21 protein-coding genes are annotated in these 25,675 nt (G+C 72.9%); 11 read left to right on the top strand and 10 right to left on the bottom strand.

All coding sequences use genetic code 11. The features are described 5' to 3' along the window. Positions 1-17 precede the first annotated feature (17 nt). Complete coding sequence (locus ACQEVC_RS10180; protein WP_432875549.1) at positions 18-539, top strand: SRPBCC family protein; 522 nt, start codon at positions 18-20, stop codon at positions 537-539. Positions 540-557: 18 nt separating this feature from the next. Here the strand turns inward: ACQEVC_RS10180 and ACQEVC_RS10175 are convergent, their stop codons facing one another. The 3 genes from ACQEVC_RS10175 to ACQEVC_RS10165 all read right to left on the bottom strand — a co-directional run bounded on the left by ACQEVC_RS10175 (position 558) and on the right by ACQEVC_RS10165 (position 4,219). Continuing rightward, positions 558-2,753, bottom strand: a complete 2,196-nt coding sequence (locus ACQEVC_RS10175) for an FUSC family protein (RefSeq protein ID WP_432875547.1) — start codon at positions 2,751-2,753, stop codon at positions 558-560. 280 nt (positions 2,754-3,033) lie between these two features. Beyond that, on the bottom strand, positions 3,034-3,744 hold the full coding sequence (locus tag ACQEVC_RS10170; protein WP_432875544.1) for a DUF2786 domain-containing protein: 711 nt from the start codon (positions 3,742-3,744) through the stop codon (positions 3,034-3,036). An 85-nt stretch (positions 3,745-3,829) separates the two neighbouring features. Then, positions 3,830-4,219 carry a hypothetical protein gene (locus ACQEVC_RS10165; protein ID WP_101368637.1) on the bottom strand — a complete coding sequence of 130 codons (390 nt, stop codon included), beginning with the start codon at positions 4,217-4,219 and terminating at the stop codon, positions 3,830-3,832. Positions 4,220-4,389: 170 nt separating this feature from the next. Here ACQEVC_RS10165 and ACQEVC_RS10160 point away from each other — a divergent pair, with 170 nt between their 5' ends. The 7 genes from ACQEVC_RS10160 (at position 4,390) to ACQEVC_RS10130 (ending at position 15,122) form a co-directional block, all read left to right on the top strand. Continuing rightward, on the top strand, positions 4,390-5,760 hold the full coding sequence (locus tag ACQEVC_RS10160) for an ABC transporter substrate-binding protein (RefSeq protein WP_432875542.1): 1,371 nt from the start codon (positions 4,390-4,392) through the stop codon (positions 5,758-5,760). Positions 5,761-5,900: 140 nt separating this feature from the next. Then, complete coding sequence (locus tag ACQEVC_RS10155; protein ID WP_432875539.1) at positions 5,901-6,536, top strand: hypothetical protein; 636 nt, start codon at positions 5,901-5,903, stop codon at positions 6,534-6,536. Positions 6,537-6,776: 240 nt separating this feature from the next. Further along, entirely contained in the window at positions 6,777-7,025 is a 249-nt protein-coding gene (locus ACQEVC_RS10150; protein WP_318399012.1) for a hypothetical protein, read from the top strand. A gap of 316 nt (positions 7,026-7,341) precedes the next feature. Next, positions 7,342-10,551 (top strand): FtsX-like permease family protein, encoded by a 3,210-nt coding sequence (locus ACQEVC_RS10145; RefSeq protein ID WP_432875536.1) that lies wholly within the window; start codon positions 7,342-7,344, stop codon positions 10,549-10,551. Continuing rightward, complete coding sequence (locus ACQEVC_RS10140) at positions 10,548-13,340, top strand: FtsX-like permease family protein (RefSeq protein ID WP_432875534.1); 2,793 nt, start codon at positions 10,548-10,550, stop codon at positions 13,338-13,340. Before ACQEVC_RS10145 ends, ACQEVC_RS10140 begins: the two co-directional genes overlap by 4 nt. 25 nt (positions 13,341-13,365) lie before the next feature. Further along, entirely contained in the window at positions 13,366-14,346 is a 981-nt protein-coding gene (locus tag ACQEVC_RS10135) for an ABC transporter ATP-binding protein (RefSeq protein WP_432875532.1), read from the top strand. Between the two features lie 62 nt (positions 14,347-14,408). Further along, positions 14,409-15,122, top strand: coding sequence for an ABC transporter ATP-binding protein (locus tag ACQEVC_RS10130; protein WP_432875529.1), 714 nt, complete (start codon positions 14,409-14,411; stop codon positions 15,120-15,122). A gap of 78 nt (positions 15,123-15,200) precedes the next feature. Here ACQEVC_RS10130 and ACQEVC_RS10125 read toward each other — a convergent pair whose 3' ends face one another. Both ACQEVC_RS10125 and ACQEVC_RS10120 read right to left on the bottom strand, forming a co-directional pair. Continuing rightward, complete coding sequence (locus ACQEVC_RS10125; RefSeq protein WP_007073996.1) at positions 15,201-15,410, bottom strand: BldC family transcriptional regulator; 210 nt, start codon at positions 15,408-15,410, stop codon at positions 15,201-15,203. A 265-nt stretch (positions 15,411-15,675) separates the two neighbouring features. Then, on the bottom strand, positions 15,676-16,515 hold the full coding sequence (locus ACQEVC_RS10120) for a hypothetical protein (RefSeq protein WP_318399009.1): 840 nt from the start codon (positions 16,513-16,515) through the stop codon (positions 15,676-15,678). Positions 16,516-16,711: 196 nt separating this feature from the next. Between ACQEVC_RS10120 and ACQEVC_RS10115 the strand changes: the two genes are divergently transcribed. Continuing rightward, entirely contained in the window at positions 16,712-17,794 is a 1,083-nt protein-coding gene (locus ACQEVC_RS10115) for a Glu/Leu/Phe/Val family dehydrogenase (RefSeq protein ID WP_432875517.1), read from the top strand. Between the two features lie 343 nt (positions 17,795-18,137). Next, the gene (locus ACQEVC_RS10110) at positions 18,138-18,353 is read left to right on the top strand and encodes a DUF3073 domain-containing protein (protein WP_203867382.1); all 216 of its coding nucleotides are present in this window, start codon (positions 18,138-18,140) and stop codon (positions 18,351-18,353) included. A 274-nt stretch (positions 18,354-18,627) separates the two neighbouring features. Here ACQEVC_RS10110 and amcA read toward each other — a convergent pair whose 3' ends face one another. The 5 genes from amcA to ACQEVC_RS10085 form a co-directional block, all read right to left on the bottom strand. Beyond that, positions 18,628-18,867, bottom strand: coding sequence for a multiple cyclophane-containing RiPP AmcA (gene amcA, locus ACQEVC_RS10105; protein WP_318399007.1), 240 nt, complete (start codon positions 18,865-18,867; stop codon positions 18,628-18,630). After that, the gene (gene amcB, locus ACQEVC_RS10100; protein WP_432891254.1) at positions 18,836-19,939 is read right to left on the bottom strand and encodes a cyclophane-forming radical SAM peptide maturase AmcB; all 1,104 of its coding nucleotides are present in this window, start codon (positions 19,937-19,939) and stop codon (positions 18,836-18,838) included. The genes amcA and amcB overlap by 32 nt, the downstream gene beginning before the upstream one ends. A 222-nt stretch (positions 19,940-20,161) precedes the next feature. Then, positions 20,162-21,307, bottom strand: coding sequence for a phosphoribosylformylglycinamidine cyclo-ligase (purM, locus tag ACQEVC_RS10095; protein ID WP_318399006.1), 1,146 nt, complete (start codon positions 21,305-21,307; stop codon positions 20,162-20,164). Between the two features lie 144 nt (positions 21,308-21,451). Then, positions 21,452-23,017 carry an amidophosphoribosyltransferase gene (gene purF / locus ACQEVC_RS10090; protein WP_318399091.1) on the bottom strand — a complete coding sequence of 522 codons (1,566 nt, stop codon included), beginning with the start codon at positions 23,015-23,017 and terminating at the stop codon, positions 21,452-21,454. A 151-nt stretch (positions 23,018-23,168) separates the two neighbouring features. After that, a complete protein-coding gene (locus tag ACQEVC_RS10085) occupies positions 23,169-23,522 on the bottom strand; it encodes a sterol carrier family protein (protein ID WP_432875514.1) in 354 nt (117 codons plus the stop codon). Positions 23,523-24,131: 609 nt separating this feature from the next. On the opposite strand from ACQEVC_RS10085, the gene ACQEVC_RS10080 reads away from it, so the two are divergent. Further along, positions 24,132-25,634, top strand: coding sequence for a carboxypeptidase-like regulatory domain-containing protein (locus tag ACQEVC_RS10080; protein ID WP_432875512.1), 1,503 nt, complete (start codon positions 24,132-24,134; stop codon positions 25,632-25,634). The last annotated feature ends 41 nt before the right edge of the window (positions 25,635-25,675 follow it).

Genomic DNA, 25,675 nt, shown 5'->3' with positions numbered 1-25,675 from the left:
CGGTATGGTCCCGGCGTATGGGACAGGAGACTACGAACGCCTCCGATATCCAGCAGGCCACCACCACGTACTCGGTGCGCAGCAGCCTCCGTGTCCCGGGCCCGGCCGACCGGGCCTTCACCGTCTTCACCGAGCGTCTCGCCGACTGGTGGGTGAAGGAATACACCTGGTCCGGCCCGCAGAAGCTGGCCAAGCTCGGCATCGAGCCCGGCAGCGGCGGCATGTTGTACGAGATCGGCCCGCACGGGTTCCGCGCCGACTGGGGCCGGGTGCTGGACTGGCAGCCGCCCCGGCGCCTGGTGTTCAACTGGCAGATCGGCCCGGACCGGGCCCCGGTGCCGGATCCGGCCCACAGCAGTGTGGTGGATGCCCGGTTCGCGCCGCAGGCCGACGGAACCACCCTGGTCGAGGTGGAACACCGCGACTTCGACCGGCACGGCGAGGCCGCCGAGGGCTACCGCGAGGCGCTCACCGCCGGCTGGTACGAGCTGCTCTCCCGCTACGCGGCGGCCGTCGAGAGCATCAGCGACCAGGGCTGACCCCGGCCGCATACCGGCTCAGCCGGGCTGGCCGTGGCCGACGGTCGCCTTCGCCCTCTCCGGCTGAATCCGCTCCAGTTCGGCCCCGGCGCCGGTGAGCCACAGCTCGACGTCCACCAGGTTCAACGCGGCGGCCCGGGACTCACCCGCCGCCAGCACACCGCGTACCCGGGCGGGGAAGTCCTCCGGTGGCCGGGGCGGGGTCACCCGACGGCTGAGCCGGCCGGTGGACACCTGCTCGGCGAGGTCGGCGTAGCGGCGGCGGAGCCGCCCGGCGAGGTCGTCGAGCGGACCGGCGGCGTCCTGCACCCGGGTCAGCCGGGCGTGCGCGCCCCGGCGCAGCCGGGACACCGCGCCGAGGTGCAGGTGCTGGCCGGCGGCGAGCGCCGCCTGCCAGTTGACCGGCGGCAACCGGGGGTCGTCCCGCTCTATCTGGTACTGCAGGAACGACGCCTCGGCGAGGACCCACGCCTGCCCCGCCGCACCGACCGCGTCCTGCCGGGACGGCCGGCCGGACAGCGTCCGGGTCACCTCCTCGGCCGCGGCGGCGCTCACCGCCAGATAGCGGGCGATGGAGCGGCGCAGTTCCCCGCTGCCGCCCTTCGGCCAGAGCAGCAGGCCGGCCAGCACCCCGAGCACGGCACCGATCGTCACGTCGAGCAGCCGGGCACCGGCGATCTGCAGGTTCGCCGGGCCGGCTTGGGCGAAGACCATCACGAACAGCACGGTGAACAGCGACTGCCCCCAGAGCTGCGGCAGCAGCGGTCCGATCGCGAAGGTCAGCACCATGGCGACCGGCAGGACCACCAGCAGTACCTCCGGGGCCTCGCCCGCGCCGAACAGCAGCAGGCTGCCGGCGGCGGCGCCGAGCAGCGTGCCCAGCAGCACCGGGCGCAGCGCGCTGCGGGTGTCGACCGCCGAGGTCCGCATCAGGGTGAGGATCGCCAGCAGTACCCAGAACCCGTGGTTGAGGTGCAGGAAGCCCGCGACCACCCGGGCGGTGGCCAGGGCCAGGGAGACCCGTATCGCCCCCTGGAGATAGACCGAGCGGGTCGTCAGATGGAACCGGAACTGTTGCCAGTAGAGCGCGAACGGCGAACGGTGGGCGTACCAGAACTCGTCCAGGCCCGGTGCGCCGGGAGACCGGGCCGGTGGACGCGACCCGGCGGCGATCCGGGCCGCGACGCCGAACGCGTGGGCGTGGTCGGCGGCCCGCAGGCAGATCGCCTCCCGCCGCAGTTGTGCCGGGCCGGACTCCTGCGTCGATATGGTCGGCGGCCGGTCGTAGAGGTCTTTGATCCGGGCCTCCAGCTCGGTCAGCCGGGTCATCTCGACCGGTTCCGCCCCGCCGCGCAGTGTCCGGCCGGCGTCGTGCAGGACGCCGGCCGACTGCCGCAGCAGCCCGGCCAGTTCGTCGTCGCGGACGTCGCCGAGGTCGCCGGCGATCCGGCACGCGTGATGGAGCAGTTGGCGCAGCAGCCGGTCGCCGTGCCGCAGCGCGCGGTCGCGGGGACCGGCCGAGGCCGGCCGCTGGGTAGGCGGGATCCGGGCCAGCCAGACCCCTTCCATCGCCCGCGCCGCCTCCTCCTCCCGCCGGGACAGTTCGGCCCGGTCGACCGGCGCACCGACGGGTAGCCCGGCCAGCAGGCCGAGGAAGCGGGACGCCGAACCGGCCGCCTCGCCGAGCCGCTGCCGGTAGCCGGGCGGCGCCGGGTCGGGCCAGAGCAGCAGCTCGGCGGCGATCAGCAGGCCCACCCCGAGCGTCACCCCGCCGAGCCGGGACGGCAGGGTCTCCGGCTGGTACGGCGGGAACGACGCCGCGATGTAGAAGAGCTGCAGTCCGGTGGCGAGGCCGAGGATCCGTGGCCCGCCGACTCCGGCGAACGGGATGGCGAATCCCACCACCAGCATGCCGGCCGCCGCGATCCAGGTGTTGACCGCGAGGAGCGACCCGACGGTCACCAGGAGCCAGGCGGCCGGAAGCGCGGCGAGCAGCGTACGGGCCCGCTGGGTGGGGCCACCGGGTACCTGCGAGATGAAGCCGAGGGCGATCGCCCCGAAGAGGGTGTAGAGCCCGAGCAGCGGGTTGCCCAGGCCGTACCTGCCGCCGAAGAGGCCGGCGCCGGCGACCAGCGCCAGCCGGAGACCCCGGCGGAGTACCCGGTGGTCCGGGTCCCGCCGACGCAGCCACTGCACGACGCCGATCCTGGTCATGGGTGCCCTCTGCCGCTCCCACCCGACCGGCCGGCCAGCCAGGCGCGACGGAGATCAGGGCAGCGGCGCTACGCGGCCCCCGTGGCCGCCCGCCCTCACCCTCTCACCTCCGCCGACGCCCCGCCGACGCTTTGCGCCGGCCGGCCGGCGTTCGGTGCCCACTGCCGACTGAGCATGCCTGCGGCGGAGACGGCTTCGGCCGGTCAGTAGGGAGGGAGGGCGACGAGCCGACTCCGGCCGGCCAGTCGGGAGGGAGGGGCGACGGGACGGCTCCGGCCGGTCAGGCCGGAGAGAGCGGGGTGGGGCGGCCGGAGCGGAGTTCGGTGCCACCGAGGTCGGCTCGGCGGCCCGCCGCGGCGCCCTGCTCCAGGCCACCGCCGAGCAGCCGGCGGGGTGCGGCCGTGCGCAGTCGTGGGTAGGCCTCGGCAAGGCGCCGGTCGACCCGGTCGGACCGGTCGGCGAGGACCAGGGCCACCGAGGGGGCGCCGGACGGAGCCGTCGAGGCGGCGGCCGCCTCGGCCCGGCGTAACCGCCCGGCGACCTCGACGGCGAAGCCGACCAGCCAGGAGCGGCGGAACGCGGCCGGATGGTCGCCCGGCGGGACCGGCGCGACCGAGATGCCGTGCGCGGCCTGCACCAGCAGCGAGGTGAAGAGCAGCTCCACCCGTTCCAGGTCGCTGGCGAAGCCGAACAGGTGCATGACGAACCCGCTGCCGCCGCGCCGGCGTACCGACCGGCAGCGCAACGCGTCGGCGACCCCGGCCAGCAGGCCCGCCTTGTCCAGGGCGTACGGGGCGGGGATGTCGACGATCCGGTCGCCGACCGGATCCGTGCCGGGGTCACGGGCGGCGAGCAGGGCCCGGTCCACCCCGTACCGCGCGATCAGCTCGGTCGCCTTGGCGGTGAACGCCTCGGCCTCGGCCGGTGTGCAGGCCGGGTCCTCCGCCTTGGCCAGCAACTTGCGGACCTTACTGAGCATCGCGTCGGACATGCACCAGAGCTATCACACCGGCATCGGTGGATGCCCCTGGACAAACCGGATGAGGAACATGCAAAGATGGGCGTCGATGAGACAGCTAACCGGCGCGGTGCCGCAGCGTCGCGACGGCCGACCCGGCGAGGGTGAGCAGGCACTCCGGCAACTGTCCGTCCGCGAGTGCGGCGCCGAAGAGCGCGGCACCCGTGTCGCCGTCGGCGTTCGCGTACGCGCTGACGAACCGGGCCACCCAGCGCGCGTCGTAACCCGCCTCGTCGATCCCGGGGAAGTCGAGGGTCCAGGCGCCGCGGGGCACACCGTCGCCGACCATCGTGGCGGCGAGGCACCAGGCCACCTCGTACGCACCGGCGACGCCGGACCGGTCGACCACCGCGTCGAACGTGCCGACCACGCCGTCGCTGTCACCGGCCAGCGCGGAGGTGAGCACGGCGGTGGCGTCATCCAGCGTCTCCTGCGGAACGTCCGTCACGTGCGGAAGGGTATGCCGCCAGGTCAAGCAGCGTCCGACAAACGGCATGAACGATACCTATCCAGGATGATAGAGCCCCACGGTCGCCAATTGTCGGTCGACCGCGGGCGCGCGCCGGAAGCAGGCGCGCTAATCTGCGCAACGGATCTCCGGGGAGGAAGGACGACCCCATGCTCGTATTCCGCGGCACCCGCCGCGCCGCACTGTCCGCCGCTGCCTGTGCGGCGCTGCTGCTGGCTGGCTGCGGTTCGGATGGCGACGGTGAGGCCGGGCAGGCCGAGCAGTCCCGGCCGACCCAGGTCCGCCTGTACGGCACGGACGGCAACATGCAGAACTCCTTCAAGGCGGAGTTCGACCAGCAGACCGGTCTGCTCAAGGGCATGAAGGGCACCACGCCACTCACCCCGCTCTCCGAGGACTTCAAGAACCGACTGCGACGCAAGGACCCGAAGCTCTCCGACTTCCTCTACGCCGCCGAGTCGTACGACGCCGTCGCGATCAGTGCGATCGCGGCGCAGCTCGCCGGCTCGACCGACCCCGCCCAGATCGCCAGGCAGATCGTCGGGGTCACCACCGGCGGGGAGCGCTGCGACTCGATCGCGGCCTGCCTGCAACTCGCCCGGGCCGGCACCGACGTCGCCTACCGGGGCGTCTCGCTGAACCGGGGCGGCTTCACCGACGCCGGCGAGCCCTCCACGGCGAGTTACGCCACCCTGCACTTCGGCAGCGACGAGCAGCTCGACGACGGCAAGACCGAGTTCCTCGGCGCCGGTGACGAGTCCACCGCCAGCGTCAAGAAGCCGCCGGCCGGCAAGAGGCAGACGGAGGCGCTCGAGGAGAGCAGCGGTGCACCGCTGAAGCTCGGCGGCCTGCTGCCGCGCACCGGTGACCTGGCGCTCGCCTATCCGCCGATGGCGGCGGCAGTGGCGCTGGCGGTCGACGAGGTCAACACCGCCGAGGGCGTACTCGGCAAGCCGGTGGTCTGGGTCGACGGCGACGACGGCACCAACCCGAACACCGCGAAGGCGACCGTGGCGCAGCACGTACGCGCCGGAGTACACGTGATCATCGGGGCCGGCGCCTCCGGCATCTCCCGGGCGGTGCTGCCAAACGTGATGGCCGCCGGGCTGGTGCTCTTCTCGCCGAGCAACACCGACGCCGGGCTCAGCACCGTGGACGACCAGGGGCTCTACTTCCGTACCGCCCCGTCGGACATCCTCCAGGGGCGGGCACTCGCCGACATGATCCTGCGGGACGGGCCGAACCGGATCGCGCTGGTGGCCCGGCAGGACTCGTACGGCGAGGGCCTCCAGGGCAACGTCCGGGCCGAGTTGGAGCGGGCCGGGCACGGCTCGGACCAGGTACGGCTGTTCAACTACGAGGTGAAGGACGGCCCCGACGCCCCGCCGGTGGACTTCACCGAGGGCGCTCAGGAGATCAAGCAGTTCGGCGCCGACGCCATCCTGGTGATCGGCTTCGGCGAGTCGGCGAGGGTCATCGAGGCGCTCGCCGCCGCCGGGGTGCACATCCAGCAGCAGTAACCTCACCCGCCCGGGCGGCGGTCCGCCGGTACCCGATGGGAGTGGCACACTTCCGGGAGTCGCCGGGTGGGCTGGTCGGCCTAGCGTTACCCCTGTGTCCGGCGGTCCCGCCGGGCACAGGGAGACCGGGGAGGTACGACATGAGCTACGACGGTGACGACCCCAGCGCGCTGGGCGACGCCCTTCCGGAGCACGAACTGCCCGGCGTCGACGACCAGCAGGGCCTCGGACCGGCGGCGGACCTCGGCTCGGACCCGCTCGGGCCGGACCCGCTGGAGGTCGCCGAGGAGCCCCCGCCGGTCACCTCCGTGGTCACGCACTACGCGGACGGCATCACCGAGGTCGCCACCGACCTCGACGGCGACGGCTACGCCGAGCTGCTCGAGTTCGACGTCAACGGCGACCGGGTGGCAGACGTCCGCTACCAGGACACCGACTGGGACGGCCGGCTGGACAGCGTCGAGCGGGACTCCAACCTGGACGGCCACGTCGACCAGGTGCTGGAGGACAACGACGGCGACGGCCGGGTCGACTCGGTGGTCACCGACGCGAACCGGGACGGCGTGGTGGACCGGGTGGTCGCGGACGCCGACTTCGACGGCCGGCCGGACACCTGGATGACCGACAGCGACTTCAACGGGCGCCCGGACGAGATCCGGGTCGACCCCGACGAGGACGGCCAGGCCGACCGGCTGATGGTGGACACCGACCACGACGGCACCGTCGACCAGGTCAACTACCAGGACCGGCAGACCAACCCGTACGTCACGAACTGATCGCGGCGGCGAACGCCGCCGGACGCGTACGGCGGCCGTCGTGCTGCCCGATCCGTCCAGCTCGGCCGCCTGTGCCCGGGTGCCGCCGTTCCCCGGTCGGCATGGTCGGGGCCCCACGGGGGTAGTGCGAGGTGGCACAGTGCGGTAGTCGTGTCGGGGAGTTTCTCGTGGGTGTCCGGGCGGCACGCAGATCGAGGGTTCCGGCGTGGCCAGAACTTCTAGCTGACGGAAGGGCAACAGATGAGCGAGTCGCAGGAGACCGTCGACACCCGCGGTGACGAACGGATCGAACTGCTCCGGGCGGACGCCAACCAGGACGGCAAGACCGACGTCTGGGTGGTGGACACCGACGGCGACGGCAAGGCGGACCTCTTCCAGTTCGACACCGACGGCGACGGCAAAGTGGACATCACCATGGTCGACGCCGACGAGGACGGCAAGCCGGACGAGGTGGTGGACGGGGACGGCGGCCTTCCGCCGACCACCTGACCTGACCGACGCCGCCGGGCGTCAGACCGACCGCGGCCGTGGTGGCGGCTCTCCGGGTACGACGGATCCGGGGAGCCGCCACCACGGCCTTGTCGTACCCGGAATCGTCTCGGACGGTGCGGGCCCGGCACCGCCCGGGCCAGTGGTGATCGACAACGACTCGATCTCAGTTCCGTCATGATCGGGTCACGAAGTCGCCTGTCGGCCAATTCACTCCCGCCGTACGCCAACCTTTCGCTCGCCCTCGGGCGCTTCGCAGCCATGAAGGGGCGACGACCGACGCCGCCCGCCTCGCCCATGGGGGAGAAGCAGAACGATGAGGCTGGTGTTTCGGCGTGCCCGCGGTGCGAAGAGTCTGCTCCTCGCGGCGACCGGGGCGACCCTGATCGCCACCGCCCTGCTCACCGGGCTCGCCGGGTACAGCCGGGAGGTGGTCGACTCCGGCACCGAGCGCGCGGTCGCGTCGGCCTCCCAGGAGGAGCGGTCGATCCTGGTACGCGGCACCGCCGGCAGCACCCCGGAGAGCCTCGCCGAGCGGGACGAGGCGGTACGCTCCCGGTTCGCCGACGGCTTCGGCGGAGTACCGGCCGACATCTCCGGGGCCGGCTACGCCGCCGGACGGCAGTTCGCCGGGCGTACCGGAAACGCCGTACCGGACGCTCAGGGCCTGGTCTTCGCCCGGGTGGTCTTCCTCGACGACCTTCCCGGGCACGCCCTGCTGACCGACGGCGCGTGGCCGAGCCCCGGCCGGCGACCGGTGCAGACCGCGCTCGCCGAGCCGGTCGCGAAGATCCTCGGAGCCCGGGTCGGCGACCGGATCCCGATCACCGACCGGGTCACCGAGCGGGTGACCGAGGTGACCGTCACCGGCGTCTGGAAGCCGCGCGACGTCCGGGACCCGTACTGGCGGCTCGTGCCCGAGGTGGGGGACGGGGTCGCGACCGGGTCCGCCACGTACGGGCCGCTGGCCGTCGACCGGGCCGACTTCCTCGACCACTTCATCGCCAACGCCTCCGCCGGCTGGCTGGTCGAACCCGACCTCGCCGGGGCCACCATGAACTCGCTGGGCCGGCTGGGCGAGGCCGCGCGCCAGACCACCGCCAGCCTGCCCGCCGAGACCGGGCTCGGCAGTTCCGGGCTGGTCACCACGCAGCTCGAACAGCTCGTGCAGCGGCTCGACCGGGCCGGGCTGGTCGGCCGGTCGGCGCTGGTCACCCCGATGCTGCTGGTGGTGGTCCTCGGCGGGTACGCGCTGCTGCTGGTCGCGCTGCTCCTCACCGAACAGCGCCGGGGCGAGGCGGCGCTGCTCCGGGCCCGGGGCGCCGGGCGGGGCCAGTTGGCCGGGCTGGCCGCCCGGGAGGCGTTGCTGGTCGTCCTGCCGGCCGCCGTGATTTCGCCCGTACTCGCCACCGAGCTGGTCCGGCTGGCCGACCGTACCCCGATGCTGGCCGCCGCCGCGCTGCGGCTGGATCCCCGGCTCGACACCCGGGCCTGGCTGATCGCCGCGCTGGCCGCGCTCGGCTGCGCGCTGGCGATGCTCGGCCCGGCGCTGCGCCGCGGCGGCAGCTACGTCGGCGAGCTGGCCAGCCGGTCCCGGCCGAGCCGGCGGACGATCGCGCAGCGGGCCGGGCTGGACGTCGCGCTGGTCGCCCTGGCGGTGCTGGGTTGGCTGCAACTGCGGCAGTACTCCTCGCCGCTGGCCGGCGCCCGCCCGGACGGCGCCCTCGGGATCGACCCGCTGCTGGCCGCGACCCCCACGGTGGGCGTACTCGCCGGCGCGGTCCTCGCGCTGCGCGGCCTGCCGCCGATGGCCCGGCTCGCCGAGCGGTGGGTCGACCGCAGGTCCTGGACCGGCACCATGCTCGGGATGTGGCAGGCCGGTCGCCGGCCGCACGCCGGCCCGGTGCTGCTGCTCGCCCTGGCGGTGGCGGTCGGCACCCTCGCCTGGTGCCTGGCCGCCACCTCGGAACGGTCCCTGACCGACCAGGCCAACCACCAGGTCGGCGCCGACCTGCGGCTGGTCGAGTCGAGCGGGGTCGCGCCGCCGGCCCGGGCCGGGCAGCTCGCCGAGCTGCCCGGCACCGAACTGGTCCTGCCGGCGTGGCGGGACAGTCCCCGGCTCGGCACCGACGGCGTGCCGGCCGGAATGGTCGCGCTGGACGTCGCCGAGGCCGGACAGGTCGTCCGGCTCCGGGACGACCTGGTCGACGGCGACGCCGCCGGGCTCTTCACCGGGATGGCCGGTGCCCGGGTGACCGCCCCGGTCGTGGGGCTTCCGCCGGGGACCACTCGGCTGACCGGTCAGATCACCACCACCGGCACGGGTGGCTCCGCCCGGATTCCGGTCCGTACCACGGCGGTCTTCACCGAGCCGCACGGCGGGCACCTCCGGATCCCGCTCGGCGCGAGCTACGACGACGAGCCGCTGCGGTTCAGCGTGCAGCTACCGGCGAGCGGGGACACCCCGCCGAGGCTGGCCGGCTTCGCGGTGGACACCCACGGACCTCCCGGGTACGTCGTCGACTGGCAGCTCACCGACCTGCGCGCCGCCCCGGCCGGCGGCACCGGGACCGCCATGCCGCTCGCCGACGGCCGGCAGTGGCAGGCGGTGCACCGCTCCGGCGAGACCGCACCCGCGACGGTGGGACCGCGCGGGCTGACCGCCCAGTACCAGGCATCTCCCTCGGGAGGCTGGGCGGGCGTCAGCTCGTCGATCTCGTTCGCCGTGGCCGTCGCGCCCGGCCCGGGGCCGGTGCCGCTGGTGGCCACCCCGGAGGCGCTGGCGGCGCTGCGGCTCGGCGTCGGCGACCAGACCGTACTGGTGCTGGCCGGCGGAGCCGTCGACGTCCGGATCACCGGTACGGTCGCCGCGCTGCCCGGCGTACCGGAGTCGGCCGCGCTCCTGGTCGACCTGCCGTCGCTTGCTACGGCGCTCTTCCACGAGCGGGGCATCCTCGCCGCGCCCGAGGAGTGGTGGCTGGCCACCCGTCCCGACCAGCACGCCGAGGCGGCCCGGGCGGCGGCCGGGCTCGGCGGGCTCCAGGTCGCCGACCGGCTGGAGGTGGCCAGCCGCTCGGGCGACGACCCGTACGGCGTCGGTGCCCGGGCCGCCCTCTTCGCCGCCGCGCTCGGCGCCATCCTGCTCGCGGCGGTCGGCATCACCGTGGACGTCCGGGCCACCGCCCGGCGCCGGGTCACCGAGCTGGCTGTGCTGCACACCCTGGGCGCCGGCCCTCGGCTGCTGGCCCGGTCGCTCCTGGTCGAGCAGGCGTTCCTCGCCGGCATCGGCGTGCTGGTCGGACTGGGGGTGGGAATCGGCGTGGCGGCCACGATGGCCCCGCTGGTCATCCTCACCCCGTCGGCGCAGCGGCCGGTACCGGCGCCGCTGCTGGACGTCGCCTGGCTGCCGGCTACCGGGACCGCCGCCGTACTGCTGCTGCTCGCCCTCGCGCTGAGCGGGCTGACCGCCGCCACCATGCGGCAACGGCTGGCCGCGGCCCAGCTACGGATCGGGGAGGACCGGTGAACGCGGGACCAGTGGAGGCGGGACCGGTGGAGGGGCAGGACGCTGTGCACGGTGGATCGGTGCCGAGGCGGGCCGGGGGTCGACTGCCGGGGCCGTTGCGCCGGGCCCGGATCTTCGCCGGCTACCTGGGGCTGCTCGGCGTACTCGGGCTGGTGGCCGCGCTGCTGGTCACCGGGGCGCCCCGGCTGGCGAACGAGTTCGCCGACGACGGGATGCGGCACGACGTACGCGGACTGCCGTACCAGGTCCGGGACCTGACCTACACGGCCGACCAGGACGCGATCCAGAGCCCGGACGCCCACCTGGCCGCCGCCCAGCTCGACCGGTACCGGCAGAAGCTGCCCGGGCCGCTGCCGTCGCTGGTCGGTCAGCAGTGGTTCGCCGGCCGGATCGGCCCGAAGGACCTGGGCGTGGCGGGCGACGCGCCGTCGCTGCGCGGAAGCTGCCGGCCGGAGCTGCAACTGCGCGGCCAGGTCGACGTCGAACGGGAGCTGCGGGTCGTCGAGGGGCGCTGGCCGGCGTCCCGGGGCGGGATCGAGGCGGCGCTCTCCCGGGAGGCCGCCGGCATCCTCGGGCTGCGGGTCGGCACCGTCGTCGTGCTCAGCGGCAGGTTCGCGCCGGGGCCGGTTTCGGTCCGGATCGTCGGGCTGTACGACCCGATCGACCCGGCCGCGCCCGCCTGGGACGCGATCCGGCTCGCCGAGGTGCCCTGTTCGGACCCGGCGGCCGGCACCACCCACCGGGCCGCCCTGCTGACCGACCTGTCCGGGATGACCGCCGCCGGTGGACGGCTCGGGCTCACCTACGAGTGGCGCTACCGGGTCGACGAGGAGCGGGTGACCACCGCCGACATCCCGGAGGTGCTGACCGCGATCGCGGCGACCCGGCGTACCCCGCCGGAGCGTGGACTGGCGCTGGCCACCGGCCTGGACAACAGCCTGACCCGGTTCGACGGCCAACTGCACGCGGTGCGGGCACTGCTCGCCGTGGTGCAGGCCGGCATCCTGGCCACCCTGCTCGGGTTGGTCGCCCTCGCCGCCGGGCTGGCGGTGCAGCGCCGCCGGGAGGAGTTCACCCTGCTCCGGGCCAGAGGGGCGGCGGCGGTGGAGATCGGTGCCCGTACCCTGCGGGAGTCCGTCGCCGTGCTGCCGGTCGCGGTACTCGCCGGCTGGCTGCTCGGCCGGCTGGCGCCGGGTCGCCCGGCCGGGGCCGAGCCGCTCGGGGTCGCGCTGGTCGCCGTCGGCACCACCCTGGCCATTCCGCTGCTGGCGATGCTGAGCCAGCGCCGGGCGAGCTTCGTGGGCCGGCGCCGGGACCTGGTGCGCCACCGCCCGTCGGTACGCCGGCTGACCGCCGAACTCTTCGTGCTGCTGCTCGCGGTGCTCGGCGTGGTACTGCTGCACCGGCGCGGGCTGAGCCAGGACAGCGGGGTCGACCCGTACCTGGTCTCGGTGCCGGTGCTGCTGGCCGTGGCCGCCGCCCTGGTGGCGCTGCGGTTGGTGCCGTGGCCGCTGCGTCAGGTGGGTCGGATCGCCGCCCGGGCCCGTACGGTGGTGCCGTTCGTCGGGCTGGCCCGGGCCGGCCGGAGCGCGCCGGTGACCGTCGGGCCGCTGGCCGTGCTCGTCGTCGCGATCGCCACCGGGGTCTTCACCAGCGTGGTGACCAGCACCGTCGCCGAGGCCCGGGACCGGGTCACCGACCAGGAGATCGGCGCTGACGCCCGGGTCATCGGCTCCTACTCCGACCAGGCCACCGCCGACCGGCTCGCCGCACTGCCCGGGGTGAGTGCGGTCAGCCCGCTGGCGGTCGAGGTGGGCCAGCCGTTGCGCTCGCCCACCCCGAACCTGCTCGGCGGGCGCGACCTCGGCCAGACCCAGGTGCTCGTGGTGGACGGCCCGTCGCTGGCCCGGGTGCTGGCGGCGAGCGGCATCGACGTCGCCGTGCCGGCCGGGTTGGCCGCGCCGGGGCGGATCGACGGTCCGGTGCCGGCGCTGGTCTCGCCGGAGGTGGCCGAGGCGGTCGGTGCCGGTGCGGTGACCGAGGTGCAGGGCCGGCGGTACGAGTTCCGGGTCGACCGGGTGGCGTCCGGCTTTCCGGGGCTGGCGGCCGACGTCCGCCGGTTCGTCGTACTTCCCTGGCAGGCGCTGCCGGTGCCGCAGTTCCAGCCGATCCGGTCGAACCGGTTCCTGGTGGCCGGCGACGGCTTCGCCACCGCCGAGTTGGCCGCGACGGTCGACACCGCCCAGCGGGAGTACCTGGCGACGGTGCTGGGACAGCCGGTCGAGCAGGTACGCCCGCAGACGCCGGTCAGCGTCGCCACCTGGTCGGCGCACCGGCAGGCGCTGGAGCGCAGCGGCGTGAACCGGCTGCTCAGCTTCACCTTCGGCACCGGGGTGGCCGGGGCGACCGCATTGGCGCTGCTGGCGGTCGGTTTCGCCGTACTCGCCGAGGCGCCGGGGCGGGGCCGGATGCTGTCCCGGCTGCGCACGATGGGGCTTTCCGGGCGGCAGGGCCGGGGACTGCTCGTCTACGAACTGGCGCCGCTGCTCGGCGTCGCCGTGCTGGCCGGTGGGCTGGTCGGGGTGGCCCTGCCCCGGCTGCTCGGGCCGGCGCTGGGGCTGTCCGGGTTCACCGGCGGCCTGCCGGCCCGGATCCACCTGGATCCGCTGCTGGTGGTCGGCGTACTGCTGCTGGTGGTGGTGGCGCTGGTCGCCGCTCTCGGTGTCGAAAATCTGATCAACCGCCGGATGCGCCTCGGCGAGGTGCTCCGGCTCGGAGAGGAGAACTGATGGCTCGGAGAGGGGACGAGAACTGATGGCGAGTCCGACGACTGCCGCTGCGGTGCCCGATCTCGCCGTACTCCAGCGCAGGGCCGCGGAGCGGGCGGCGGCCCGGGCCGGCGGCGAGGACCGGCTGCGGGGACACATCGTCTGCGACGGGCTGGTCCGGATCTTCAAGACCGAGGGCGTGGAGGTGGTCGCGCTTCAGGGGCTTGACCTGGTGGTCGACCGGGGCGAGCTGCTCGCCGTCGTCGGCGCCTCCGGCTCGGGCAAGTCGACGGTGCTCAACATCCTCTCCGGGCTGGACGTGCCGACCGCCGGTATCGCCCGGGTGGCTGACTTCGACCTGTTGACGATGTCGCCGAAGCGCCGGCTGCGGTACCGCCGGCACACCGTCGGCTTCGTCTGGCAGCAGACCGCCCGCAACCTGCTGCCGTACCTGACCGCCCGGGAGAACGTGGAGCTGCCGATGCGGCTGGCCCGGGGACTGCGCGGCCGCGCGGCCCGCGAGCGCGCGACCGAGCTGCTGGAGATGGTCGGCGTCGGCTACTGCGCCGACCGGCGGCCGGACCAGATGAGCGGCGGCGAGCAGCAGCGCTGCGCGGTGGCGGTCGCGGTGGCCAACGACCCGGAGGTGCTCTTCGCCGACGAGCCGACCGGTGAGCTGGACGAGGCGACCGCGGCCGACGTCTTCGGCGCGCTGCGCACCATCAACGCCGAACTCGGCGTGACCATCGTGGTGGTCACGCACGACCACGCCGTCTCGTCCCAGGTCCGCCGGACGGTCGCGATCCGCGACGGGCGGACCGCCTCCGAGGTACGCCGCTCCACCCGGCTCGGCGCCGACGGGGTGGAGGAGCTGGTCACCGAGGAGTACGCGCTGCTGGACCGGTCGGGCCGGATGCAGTTGCCCTCCGCCTTCGTGGATGCGCTGAGCCTGCGCGACCGGGTCCGGCTCAACCTGGAGCCGGACCACGTGCAGGTCCGGCCGGGCGGGGACGGTGAGCGGTCGTGACCGGCGGAGCGGAGCGGCACCGGGGACCGGAAGTGGACGCAGACGGGCAGAGGGGGCCGCTGATGGGTGAGGAACTGGTCCGGGTCGAGGGGGTGGGCCGGAACTACGCCGCCGGGGACCGGGTGGTGCACGCGGTCCGGGAGGTCTCGTTCAGCGCCGCCCGCGGCGAGCTGGTGGCGATCCGGGGCCGGTCCGGCGCGGGCAAGACCACCCTGCTGAACCTGATCGGCGGCCTGGACCGGCCGAGCTACGGGCGGATACACGTCGCCGGGCACGAGGTCACCGCCGCCGGGAGCAGCGAACTGCTGGAGCTGCGCCGCTCCACCATCGGCTTCGTCTTCCAGTCCTTCGGGCTGATCCCGATCCTCTCCGCGGCGGAGAACGTCGGGGTGCCGCTGCGGCTGGCGAAGCGGCGCCGGGCGGAGCGGGAGGAGCGGGTGACGATGCTGCTCGAACTGGTCGGGCTGGGCGGTCAGGCGGCACAGCGCCCGTACGAACTCTCCGGCGGCCAGCAGCAGCGGGTCGCGGTGGCCCGGGCGCTGGCGAACGATCCGGCGCTGCTGATCGCGGACGAGCCGACCGGCCAGCTCGACTCGGAGACCGGTCGTTCGATCATGGACCTGCTCCGCGCGCTGGTGCACGCCCGAGGGATGACCGCGCTGGTGGCCACGCACGATCCGACCCTGATCGACCTGGCGGACCGGGTCCTGACGCTGCGGGACGGCCGGCTGGTGGACGGGGCGGAGCGGGAAGACGCGGTGCTGACCGGGAACTGACTGTCCGGACACGATTCAGGGGTGGGATTCGTACGCTCGTACGAGCCCCACCCCTGTTTCGACGTTCGGTTTCGAGTCTCAGTCGCCCTGCCGCTGCTGGGGGATCTGGCCCTGCAGCAGGGCACGAACCTCCGACTCGCGGTAACGACGGTGCCCGCCCAGCGTTCTGATCGCGCTGAGCTTCCCCGCCTTAGCCCACCGGGTCACGGTCTTCGGGTCGACACGGAACATCGACGCGACCTCTGCCGGCGTGAGTAGCGGCTCAGGTTCATGCGTACGCGATGCCATCGGTCACTCCTCCACAGGTGCCTATAGACATCGGCCGGGGTCCCGCCGGCCGACGCGTCTCCCATGGTCCGGCTAGTCCCCGATGTCCGACATGGGCCGAACGGCCGAAGGTCCCTGGATGGACGGATGAACAATGACCGATATATGGTCCTTTTTTATGCCAGAAAAAGACTTAACCGGACGGCCGATTGCCCCTCGTGACGTCGATATTACGAGGGGCATTCACCTGTGTGCGCTCCCAATGGGCCCTGAGCCGCATTGTTCGCTAATTGCAACGCTCCAGTAACTGGACCGCCCGCCAGCGCGCCACGAGCTTCTCGTACGCCTCGGTGGCCGCATCCGCGTCGCCCCGGGACAGCCCGGCCAGCCCGGCCGCGACCAGCTCCGGGGAGTCGTCCGCGGCCAGCGCCTCGTCCGGGAGCAGGTCGACCAGTCCGCCGTAGTCCAGCTCCACCACCGACCGGGGATGGAACTCCTCCAGCCACCGGGCTCCCTCCTCGACGGCCTCGGTGATCGGCGCGTCCCCGACCGACTTGCGCAGCACCGACAGGCCCCGGGAGGCCCGCCGCCGGGCCTTGGAGATCTCGGTGCGGTAGCGCAGCACCCGCCGGTCCGGCCGGGTGGTCAGCTCGCGCTCCTCCGGGTCGACGAAGACGAACCACCGCAGCGGCACTCCCCAGGTGGCGATCTGCTCGTGCAGCCTCGGCACCCCGTGCTCCAGCACCCGGGCCCCGCTGCGCCAGTCCTCCACCACGGCCTTCGCCTGGCCGGCCAGCACCGGCGGGACGAACGCGTCGGCCAGCACCGGAGGCACGCCGTCCCGGGCGCTCAGCGCCGCCTCTGCGACCCGTACCCGCAGGTTCCAGGGGCAGACCAGCAGCGTGTCGTCGGCCTCCAGGACGTACGCCTCCTCGGGCAGGTCGGGCAGCCGGGTCCAGCCGGCACCGAGCGCCTCGATCACCGCCGTCCGCTGCCGTACCGGCCCCTCCAGCGGGGCCACCGCCCTGCCCTCCTTGACGTAGCGACGCCAGAAGAGCTGCCGGTCCCGATCGAAGGCGGTCAAGGGCTCGTACACCCGCAGGTAGGAAGCGAAGAGCGACGGCACGGCGCGATCCTCCCACGAAACGAGAGCGGAGGAGTCTCCAGCATCTCCAATCAGTCTCGGGCGTGCCCGCCGCGATCCACCCTGGGCCCGATCACGATTAGGCTCGGAGCAGGCCGGCAACATCCCCCGCCGGCACACCGGGAGCCCCCTCCCGCCGCATCCCACAAGGATGCCCACCTGCGATCAGGAGCCAGACATGGACGTATTCGCCAGTACCGACGGTCCGGAATCCGACGGCCACGAGCAGGTCGTGTTCTGCCAGGACAAGCAGACCGGGCTCAAGGCGATCATCGCCATCTACTCGACCGCGCTCGGCCCGGCGCTCGGCGGCACCCGGTTCTACCCGTACGCCACCGAGGCCGAGGCGCTGCACGACGTGCTCGACCTGTCCCGTGGCATGGCGTACAAGAACGCGCTCGCCGGGCTGGACCTGGGCGGCGGCAAGGCGGTCATCTGGGGCGACCCGGAGCGGATCAAGACCGAGCCGCTGCTGCGGGCGTACGGCCGCTTCGTGGAGTCGTTGAACGGCCGCTACTACACCGCCTGCGACGTCGGCACCTACGTCGCCGACATGGACCTGGTGGCCCGGGAGACCCGCTTCGTGACCGGCCGCAGCGTCGAGCACGGCGGAGCCGGTGACTCGTCGGTGCTGACCGCCTGGGGCGTCTTCCAGGGGATGCGGGCCGCCGCCGAGCACACCTGGGGCTCGCCGACCCTGGCCGGGCGCCGGGTCGGGGTGTCCGGGCTCGGCAAGGTCGGCAAGCACCTGACCGGCCACCTGATCGACGACGGCGCCTCGGTGGTGGCGACCGACGTGAACCCCAAGGCGCTCTCCTGGGTCCGGCAGGCCTATCCGCAGGTCGACGTGGTCGCCGACACCCAGGCCCTGATCACCTCCGACATCGACGTGTACGCCCCGTGCGCCCTCGGCGGCGCCCTGGACGACGACACCGTGCCGGCGCTGCGCGCCTCGGTGGTGGTCGGCGCGGCCAACAACCAGCTCGCGCACCCGGGCATCGAGAAGCTGCTCGCCGACCGGGGCGTGCTGTACGCCCCCGACTACGTGGTGAACGCCGGCGGGGTGATCCAGGTCGCCGACGAGATCGACGGCTTCAACTTCGAGCGGGCCAAGCTGCGGGCCACCCGGATCTTCGACACCACCCGGGAGATCCTGCGGCTGGCCGACGCCGAGGGGGTGCCACCGGCGGTCGCCGCGGACCGGCTCGCCGAGCGCCGGATGGCCGAGGTCGGCCGGCTGCGCACCATCCACCTGCGCTGACCGGTCCCCGTACCCGGAGGGTGGGGCCGATGCGGGTACCGGCTCGGCGCCCACCTCCCGGACGGACGTCCGGTGGATTGCCGGTTAATCAGGCAGAAAGTACGCTGTACTGGACTGATGGGTCTGGAAGGCCTCAAACGCGTCACGGCCAGGCCGGCGGGCGCTCCTTACTGAGTAGAATGGAACCGCCCGTCGATGTCCGCGCGACGCGCGGGCACGGGCGGTGGTAACCCGAGGTGCCGAACCGGGGCATCCCCATGTACCGTAAGAGCCACGAGAGATGCCTGACGTCATCGGGGCCCGCCTTCGGGCTGCCCCGAATTCTGTGCGAGGGGGTCGAGCCATGGGGCGCGGCCGTGCTAAGGCCAAGCAGACTAAGGTCGCCCGGGAGTTGAAGTACCACTCCCCGAACACCGACCTCGCCGCCTTGCAGCGAGAACTCGGCGGCAGCCGCAAGTCGGATCACGACTTCGACGACGACTACAAAGAGTATGTCGACGACGATGACGAGGATCACGACGCGGACGACGACCCGGGCAACTGGGCGTCAACCCGCTGACCTCCGGTCACATCTGAGCACGCGGTAACACCGCGTGCTCACGCGTGTCCGAGTGCCTGCGGGCCGTACCGCCGATCGGGACGCCAACCGGTAAGGACCTGCCGGGGACGGAGCTGACTCCAACCCCGCCGGCAGGTCCTTACCGCTGGCCGTGGCCCGTCCTCCCGGAAGGCCCCACCCGCCCTTCGCGTACCCGTCGTACGCCGCACAACGGGACGTCCGGCCTCTCGGCGGACGGACCGGACTCTCCGGCGGGTCGGCCGTCCTCGGGCGCTCAGCGGGGGCGGTTGTTCCAGTTGTAGAACGTCGGGATGTTCTCGAAGTGGTTCCAGGCGCAGACCGCAGCCGCGCCGTCCCCGCCGGTCGCCACCTCGGCCCGGAGCCGTCGCGCCTCCGCCGCCTCCCGCAGCAGTGTGGTGAGCCCGGCCCGAGCACCCAGGACCCGGGCTGCCAGCGGATCGTGCGGTCCGGCCTCGACGGGCTCAGGCGGCCGTTGGCTCGTGGTCTCGGGCATGGTCCAACACTCCCTCTAGTAGACGGATCTTGCTGTTGCGGCAGTGGTCGGTCTCCGTACCATCGAAACGCCCGTGCTCGAAGTAGCGGTTGGCGGCGTGCCCGCCCCCGCAGAATCCGAAGTACGGGCAGCGGGCGCGACAGGCCTCCACGCCGGTCAGGAACTCCGTCACCCACGGCGTCCGTGCCGCTGTGCCGAGAATGTCACCCAACGGGGTCTCCAAGACGTTTCCACTGGTGAAGTCGCCGTAGTCCGGGTCGGAGAAGCCGGCCAACTCCGGGGAGAGCAGCACCACCGAGCCGTCGTACCCGATGGTCGGGATGGGGTCGAGCTCGCGGGGCAGCACGTCGTCCTCGGCCCCGTCGAGGACGGCCGCCGCGTACCGCAGCGACCACTCGATCTCCCGGAGGTGGATCCGGGGGTCCCGGCGCCAGGCGGCGACCAGTTCCGCCCAGAAGCCGCTGACCAGTTCGGCCGGATGGGCGTTGCGCCGGGTGTTGACCCCCTCGGTCTCCTCGATGTTGATCCCGAGCACCTCACAGCCGAGGTCGAGGAAGTAGTCGTACAGTTCGGTGGCGAGCCCCGGCTCGGGCCGGCTCACCACACAGAGCGCCGAGTACGGGATCCCGTGCCGGCGCAGCGCCTCGATGCCCGCCATGATCCGGTCGTACGACGGTTGGCCGCCCCGGCCGACCCGCTCCCGGTTGCGGTCCCGGGGTCCGTCGATGCTGACGCTGACCCGGATCCGGTGCGCGACGAAGAACTCGCACCAGGCGTCGTCGATCAGCGTCGCGTTGGTCTGCACGTGGTGCTCGACCGAGGAGTCGAAGGGCGCCAGCAGGGCCGCCAGGTGCTCCCGTCCGGCGGCGAGCGGCTCACCCCCGTGCCAGACCACGGAGAACCGCCCGTGCCGGGCCCAGTCGTTGACCGGCCCGGCCACCGCGGCCGCCACCGGTACCGTCATCCGGCGGTTCGCCGCCCGCAGCGGGAGATAGCAGTACGCGCAATCAAGGTTGCAGAGCGTGGTCGGCTGCATGACCACGTAGCTGGGGACCGCGGCGATCCCCCGCATGCCGGAAAACTCCTGTCCACGGACAGCCATGGCCCTCCTCCCCCGCCTCTGAGGTGCCCCTCAGGCTAGGTGGCGGTAGCCACCCCGGTGAAGTCCTGACCAGGTATGCCGAGAATCACGGGCAAATATCGCGGATGCGGGTTTTGGCGTTTTTGTTGTACTCGGCCCGGCGTCGCGACCCGGGTGGCAGGGTCGCACCCGGGGTGGCCGCCGTGCGCCGGGTCAGCCCCGGGTGTGCTGGCCGATCATGTGCACCTCGCCGGTGCCCTCGATGATCTCACCCGCCTGCCAGGCCTCGACACCCCGGCCGGTCAGGCAGGCCAGCGCCCGGTCGGCGTCCTCGGCCGACACGATCGCGAACATGCCCACACCCATGTTGAAGGTGGACTCCATGTCCTGGTCCTCGATCCGGCCCTTGGCCTGAACCAGGTCGAAGATCGGCTGCGGCCGCCAGGTGGCCCGGTTGACCACCGCGTCGACGTTGTCCGGGAGCACCCGGACCAGGTTGCCGGGGATGCCGCCGCCGGTGACGTGCGCCAGGGCGCGTACCTCGGCCTCGGCGATCAGCTTCAGGCAGTCCTGCGCATAGATCTTGGTCGGGGTCAGCAGCTCCTCACCCAGGGTGCGCTGCCGGCCGAAGTCCTCGATCACGCTGTCCAGCCGCATCCGGCCGGCGCCGAGCAGCACGTGCCGGACCAGCGAGTAGCCGTTGGAGTGCAGGCCGGACGAACCCATCGCGATCACGACGTCGCCGACCTCGACCCGCTCCGGGCGGAGGATCTCGCTCTCCTCCACCACGCCCACGCCGGTGGCCGAGACGTCGTACTCGTCCGGACGGAGCACCCCGGGGTGCTCGGCGGTCTCGCCACCGAGCAGCGCGCAGCCGGCGTACCGGCAGCCGTCGGCGATGCCGGCGCCGATCTCGGCGACCTTGTCCGGGACGACCTCGCCGCAGGCGATGTAGTCGAGCAGGAAGAGCGGCTCGGCACCGCAGGCGACCAGGTCGTCCACCACCATCGCCACCAGGTCGATGCCGACCGTGTCGTGGATGTCCATCTGCTGCGCGATGACCAGCTTGGTGCCGACGCCGTCGGTCGACGAGGCGAGGATCGGGTTGCGGTACTTCTGGGTGTCCAACCGGAACAGGCCGGCGAAGCCGCCGATGTCGCCCATCACCTCGGGGCGCCGGGTGCCCTGCACCTTCGGCCGGAGCAGTTCGACCGCCCGCTCACCCGCGTGGATCGAGACGCCGGCGTCCGCGTACGACACGGTGCGCTTGCGGCCGGACCGGCCCATCCCCGCCGTCCAGGGCTGATGGGTGCCGCCCGGGCCGCTTCCTGCACCACTGCGCTCGGTCACGTGCGTCACGGTTCTCCCCTTTGTGGTTCTCGCGGCTGGCCGCGTCGGTAGCGGTCGAGGATCGCTCGACTTTCGTGCTGCCCGGCCGGATGTGTCCGGTCGGGCCGGTCCTGTCGCCGGGCGTCGTGCCCATGAGCCCGCCCGACGTGGTGCCTACGCGTGCGACGACACCTCGCCGCCACTGGAACTGCTCACGAACGGCTGACCGCCCGGACCGCGGGCGGCCCCGTCCGGGACCGCCTCCTCCGCCCCGGCGCCGGCGACCCGGCGGTCAACTCCTTCGAGTACGTGCTTGCCGATCAGGTTCCCGGCCGGCAGCTCGATCGGGTATTCCCCGTCGAAGCAGGCCCGGCAGAGCCGGGTCTTCGGCTGCTCGGTGGAGGCGATGAGACCGGCCAGGGAGACGTACCCGAGGCTGTCGGCCCCGATCGACCGCCGGATGCCCTCGTTGTCCAGCCCGTTGGCGAGCAGCTCCGCCCGGGTGGCGAAGTCGATGCCGTAGAAGCAGGGCCAGTTGACCGGCGGCGAGGAGATCCTGACGTGCACCTCCAGGGCGCCGGCCTCACGCAGCATCCGGACGATCGCCCGCTGGGTGTTGCCCCGCACGATCGAGTCGTCCACCACGACCACCCGCTTGCCCCGGACGTTCTCCCGGAGCGGGTTGAGCTTGAGCCGGATGCCGAGCTGGCGGAGCGTCTGCGACGGCTGGATGAAGGTGCGCCCGACGTACGGGTTCTTCATCAGGCCGGCGCCGTAGGTGATGCCGGACTCCTCCGCGTAGCCGATCGCGGCCGGAGTGCCGGACTCCGGGACCGGGATCACCAGGTCGGCCTCGACCGGGTGCTCCCGGGCGAGCTGCCGGCCGATGCTGACCCGGGCGGCGTGGATGTTGCGGCCGGCGATCGTGGTGTCCGGCCGGGCGATGTAGACGTATTCGAAGAGACAGCCCTTCGGCTCCGGTGCCGCGAACCGGGCCGACCGCAGGCCGTGCTCGTCGATGGCGATCAGCTCGCCGGGCTCGACCTCGCGGACCACGCTCGCCCCGACGATGTCCAGCGCGGCGGTCTCGCTCGCCACCACCCAGCCGCGCTCCAGCCGACCGAGCACCAGCGGGCGGACCCCGTACGCGTCACGGGCGGCGTAGAGGGTGGTCTCGTCCATGAAGACGAAGCTGAACGCGCCGCGCAGCGTCGGCAGCACCTCCAGCGCGGCGGCCTCGACCGACAGGTCGGGGCGGCTGGCCAGCAGCGTGGTCACCAGGGCGGTGTCGGAGGTCGACCCGTCGGAGTCCATGCCGCGCTCGACCGCGTCCCGGGCAAGCTCGGCGGTGTTGACCAGATTGCCGTTGTGTGCCAGCGCGATCGTCGTGCCCGCCGTGTTGGCCCGGATGGTCGGTTGGGCGTTCTCCCAGGTCGAACCGCCGGTCGTGGAGTATCGGGTGTGGCCGATCGCCAGGTGGCCGCGCAGGCTCGCCAGCGTCGGCTCGTCGAAGACCTGGGCGACGAGGCCGAGATCCTTGTAGACCACCACGCCCGACCCGTCGCTGACGGCGATGCCGGCAGCCTCCTGGCCCCGGTGCTGGAGGGCGTAGAGACCGAAGTAGGTGAGCTTCGCCACCTCTTCGCCCGGAGCCCAGACTCCGAAAACGCCGCACGCGTCCTGTGGGCCGGGTCGTTGGGGGTCGAGGTCATGGCTCAACCGGCCGTCGCCTCGGGGCACCTGCCGCTCCCTCTTGCTGATCTGCTCGGACTCGCCTGTCACCCGGGTGATTTCGGGTTCCGTCGACTCAGACAGTGTACGCGAACCGCAGCCGATACAGAGAGCCACGTTACGGCCCCTGTAAGTGACGGATGGTGATGGATAAGTATGGTTAGACAGGAAGAAATGGGGAGATATCACCACGATTGCCACTCGTCTGCACCAGGCCCTCGGTGACCGCCGCCGACCACGACATCCGCCCGGTCGCCAGCCGGAGCCAGGTCTCCGGTGCCATCTCCACCACGTTCGGCGGCGTGCCACGCGTGTGTCGGGGCCCCGCACAACACTGGATCGCCCCATAGGGTGGCACCCGGACCTCTACCGCCCGACCCGGCGCGGCCCGGGCCAGGTCGCTCAGCAGGGCACGAACGGCGTCCCGCAGCGTCGTCCGGTCCGGCCTACGGCCGACGTCGAGGTCCGCCAGTGCGGCTGCGACCGCTGCGGACTTATTGTGCGGAGAGGACACGTCGGGACGATACGACCCGGCTTCGTGGCATTTTTCGCCGCCCCTGGGTCGCGCTCATCCGGTCAGACAAGGCATAGTTGCCGACGGTGTAGTCGTATGGGTTGATCCCCGGCCGACGACGGGTCGGCGGTGGAGCCCCGGAAGGCGGTGGACGTGACAGCACACCGACGAGCCTGGATCTCCCGGGCCGGTGTGGTCGTAGCGCTGGCAGCCAGCGCTGTATTCGCTCTACCCACCACACCAGCGTTGGCTGATGCAAGCGTAGGAAACGTCAGCGCCTCCCCGAGTTCTGTCGATGTCAACGGCACCGTCCGGGTGAGGTTCAACATCGGGTTGTCCGACGGCGGCACTGCCGACTTCTCCGTGAGCTCGAACAACTCAAGGCTCAGTTGCGTGGACGGCTGCTCCGGGACAAGGGTGGACGCCGGCAGTTTCACCGCGACCCTCAGACGATCATCGGCGGCGCTGAACAACAACGAAGCCGCTACCGTCACGATCGAGGCTAGGGAGAACGGTCTCCTCGGCGAGTCGGATCAAGCCAGCACACAGGTGACGCTGGTTGCCCGAGAGGCACCGCCGCCTCCGCCGGAGGTGCAGACCGTTGCCGAGGTGTCGGGGCGGATCACCAACGAGGCCACCGGAGACGGGGTTCCCGATGCCAGCGTCCGGCTGACCGACGGGCAGGGTCGTACCCACACGACCAAAACGAGCAGCAGCGGCAGCTACCGGTTCACCGGTTCGCGGGAACAGCCGATCGCGCCGGGGCGGCTCCAGATCCGGGCCACCAAGGACGGCATCACCGACACCAAGGACGTGAACGGGACCGCCGGCGCCCGGATCAACAACCAGGGCATCCAACTCGCCCTGGCCGGTACGCCGAGCGCGACGCCGGAGACCTCAGCCGAGCCGACCGAGGACGCCGCCGAGGAGCAGCCGACCGAGGAGGCCGGCGCGGAGGAGAGCCAGGAGGCCGGGGCGGCGGACCAGGCCGCCAACGAGGAGTCCGGCGGGCTCGGCTCGTGGGTACTGATCCTGGCCGGCGGCCTGCTGGTCGCACTCGGTGTCGGCGCGATCGTGCTGCTGCTGATGCGCCGCAAGGAAGACGGCGGCGATGACGAGGACGGGCCGGGCGGGCCGGGCGGGCCGGGCGGGCCAGGGCCACGCTCGGGCGTGGGGGCCGGCCGGGGCGGCTACGACGACGACGCCACCCGGGTCACCAACCGGGCCGGTGCCGACCCGACGATGGTCAGCCGGGGCGGCAACCTGGCCGACGCACCGACCATGATGCACAGTGCCCCACTGGTCGACGACGAGTTCCCGGACCCGTACGGCGCGCCGCTGCCCGGTCCGCAGACGCCGGGCTACGGCGCCGGACAGCAGGGCTGGGGCGGCAACGCCAACGGCTACGGTGACAGCCCCGGCTCGGGGGCCGGCGCGTACGGCAACGCACCTGGCTCGGGTGCCGGCTACGGCGCTCCCGCCTCCGGGGCCGGCTACGGCAACGCTCCCGGCTCGGGTGCCGGCTACGGTGCGCCCGTCTCCGGCGGTGGATACTCCGCCAACGGTGCCGGCGGCTACGACGAGGGGTACGACGAGCCGACGGGGCGCTACACCGGTGGCCGGGGCGGTGCCGACGAGTACGGCCCGGCGGCCGACCCGTACGAGACCAACGCCTACCGTCCGTCCTCGGGTGCCGGCCAGGGTGGCTACGAGCCCACCCAGCAGTACGGCCGGGACGACGACGGCTACGAGGCCGGCGGCTACGGCGCGGGCCAGGGCGGCTACGGCGACGAGCCGCGTACCGGTGCCGGATACGACCGCGCCGACGACGGTTACGGCCAGCCGGGCTACGACAACCGGGCCGGCTACGAACAGCAGGGTTACGACGCCGACCGGGCCGGCTACGACCAGCCGACCACCGGTGTCGGCTACGACCAGCCGCGTGGTGGCTACGACGAGCAGAACGGTTACGACGACCGGGGTGGCTACGACCAGCAGCAGGCTGGCGGCGGCTACTACGACGAGGCGCCACGGGCCGGGCACAGCCGGTCCGCCGCGCCGCAGCAGTCGAGCCGTTCGGAGCGCCGGTCGCTCGACTGGTTGGACGACTGACCGAGGCGGCACGCACGAGATGACCCGTAGGGGCCCGGTTC

Origin of the sequence: Plantactinospora sp. CA-294935, assembly GCF_050936445.1 — a bacterium.
Classification (GTDB): Bacteria; Actinomycetota; Actinomycetes; order Mycobacteriales; family Micromonosporaceae; genus Plantactinospora.
The sequence above is the reverse complement of the archived record's forward strand: the minus strand, read 5'-3'. Positions and strand labels throughout refer to the sequence as shown.

Bases quoted from the DNA above. Each gene is read 5' to 3' on its own strand.
- ACQEVC_RS10180 (WP_432875549.1), top strand. From the start codon at position 18: ATGGGACAGGAGACTACGAACGCCTCCGATATCCAGCAGGCCACCACC.
- ACQEVC_RS10175 (WP_432875547.1), bottom strand. From the start codon at position 2,753: ATGACCAGGATCGGCGTCGTGCAGTGGCTGCGTCGGCGGGACCCGGAC.
- ACQEVC_RS10170 (WP_432875544.1), bottom strand. From the start codon at position 3,744: ATGTCCGACGCGATGCTCAGTAAGGTCCGCAAGTTGCTGGCCAAGGCG.
- ACQEVC_RS10160 (WP_432875542.1), top strand. From the start codon at position 4,390: ATGCTCGTATTCCGCGGCACCCGCCGCGCCGCACTGTCCGCCGCTGCC.
- ACQEVC_RS10155 (WP_432875539.1), top strand. From the start codon at position 5,901: ATGAGCTACGACGGTGACGACCCCAGCGCGCTGGGCGACGCCCTTCCG.
- ACQEVC_RS10150 (WP_318399012.1), top strand. From the start codon at position 6,777: ATGAGCGAGTCGCAGGAGACCGTCGACACCCGCGGTGACGAACGGATC.
- ACQEVC_RS10145 (WP_432875536.1), top strand. From the start codon at position 7,342: ATGAGGCTGGTGTTTCGGCGTGCCCGCGGTGCGAAGAGTCTGCTCCTC.
- ACQEVC_RS10135 (WP_432875532.1), top strand. From the start codon at position 13,366: ATGGCGAGTCCGACGACTGCCGCTGCGGTGCCCGATCTCGCCGTACTC.
- ACQEVC_RS10130 (WP_432875529.1), top strand. From the start codon at position 14,409: ATGGGTGAGGAACTGGTCCGGGTCGAGGGGGTGGGCCGGAACTACGCC.
- ACQEVC_RS10125 (WP_007073996.1), bottom strand. From the start codon at position 15,410: ATGGCATCGCGTACGCATGAACCTGAGCCGCTACTCACGCCGGCAGAG.
- ACQEVC_RS10115 (WP_432875517.1), top strand. From the start codon at position 16,712: ATGGACGTATTCGCCAGTACCGACGGTCCGGAATCCGACGGCCACGAG.
- ACQEVC_RS10110 (WP_203867382.1), top strand. From the start codon at position 18,138: ATGGGGCGCGGCCGTGCTAAGGCCAAGCAGACTAAGGTCGCCCGGGAG.
- amcA (WP_318399007.1), bottom strand. From the start codon at position 18,867: ATGCCCGAGACCACGAGCCAACGGCCGCCTGAGCCCGTCGAGGCCGGA.
- amcB (WP_432891254.1), bottom strand. From the start codon at position 19,939: ATGCGGGGGATCGCCGCGGTCCCCAGCTACGTGGTCATGCAGCCGACC.